This window comes from Nocardia farcinica (genome assembly GCF_029867845.1).
GTDB classification, from domain to species: domain Bacteria; phylum Actinomycetota; class Actinomycetes; order Mycobacteriales; family Mycobacteriaceae; genus Nocardia; species Nocardia farcinica_A.
This window is the reverse complement of sequence record NZ_JARWRU010001311.1, coordinates 1-1,179: the sequence shown is the minus strand read 5'-3', so window position 1 is coordinate 1,179 and position 1,179 is coordinate 1. Positions and strand designations below refer to the sequence as shown.

Annotated in this window: 2 pseudogenes; one reads left to right on the top strand and one right to left on the bottom strand. The window is 72.1% G+C overall.

What is annotated here, in order from left to right:
* Nucleotides 1–378, top strand: a pseudogene (locus QH283_RS29390) (hypothetical protein); the annotation flags it as partial.
* Here QH283_RS29390 and QH283_RS29385 read toward each other — a convergent pair.
* Nucleotides 324–1,079 (bottom strand): annotated as a pseudogene (locus QH283_RS29385) (molybdopterin-dependent oxidoreductase); the annotation flags it as partial. The pseudogenes QH283_RS29390 and QH283_RS29385 overlap by 55 nt on opposite strands.
* Nucleotides 1,080–1,179: the final 100 nt, after the last annotated feature.

The following is a 1,179-nucleotide window of genomic DNA, read 5'->3' as shown; positions in this document are numbered from 1 at the left end:
GCGCTGCGCAGGCGCGGCGGGCGGCTGGTGGTGGTCGACCCGAGGCGGACCAGGACGGCGAAGCTGGCCGACGAGCACCTGTTCATCCGCCCCGGCTCCGACGCCTATCTGCTGTTCGGCCTGGTCAACACTCTTTTCGCCGAGAACTTGACCGACGTGCGGGTGCCGGTGGACGGCCTGGACGAGGTGCGCGCGGCCGCCGCGGCGTTCACCCCGGCGGTGGTGGCCGCGCGCACCGGCGTGCCCGCCGAGACGGTGGTCCGCCTCGCCCGCGAGCTGGCCGCCGCGCCCAGCGCGGCCGTCTACGCCAGAATCGGCACCCGCACGTCGGGGAAGTTGTCGGGGAAAATAGGGTTGACCAGGCCGAACAGCAGATAGGCGTCGGAGCCGGGGCGGATGAACAGGTGCTCGTCGGCCAGCTTCGCCGTCCTGGTCCGCCTCGGGTCGACCACCACCAGCCGCCCGCCGCGCCTGCGCAGCGCCGCCAGCCTGCCGGGGAAGTCCGGTGCGGTGCACAGCGACCCGTTGGACTCCAGCGGGTTGGCGCCGAGCATCAGCAGGTGGTCGGTGCGATCGAGGTCGGGCACCGCCACGGTCAGCGGGTCGCCGAACATCAGGCCGGAGGAGACCTGCTTGGGCATCTGGTCGGCGGTGCTGGCGGAGAACAGGTTCTTCGTGCCGACCGCGCGGATGAGCAGCGGCAGGTAGAGCGCGCCCGCGACGGTGTGGGCATTGGGATTGCCCACGTACATGCCGACGGCCTGCGAGCCGTGCTCGGCGACCAGGGCAGGCATGCTCTCGGCGATCAGGTCCAGCGCCTCGTCCCAGCTCGCCCGTCGGTGCCTGCCGGTGGCGCGGTCGCGGATCACCGGCCCGGTGAGGCGGTCCGGGTCGTCGTCGAGGCGGCCGAGGCTGGCGCCCTTGGGGCAGAGGAAGCCCTTGCTGAACGGGTCTTTCTTGTCGCCGCGCACCGAGAGCACGCGGTCCTCGGCGTCGAGGGTGATCTCGAGCCCGCAGACCGCCTCGCAGAGCGGGCAGGTGCGCAACAGGGTTCGGCCGGTCTCCATAACCGCCATCATCGTCGCGAGGCGGGTCCCGCACAGCCGACTCGGGCACATTCGTCACGAAATCCGCCGTCACGAAAGCCCCGGCACGAGATCTCCCGGCGCGGACGGCCGG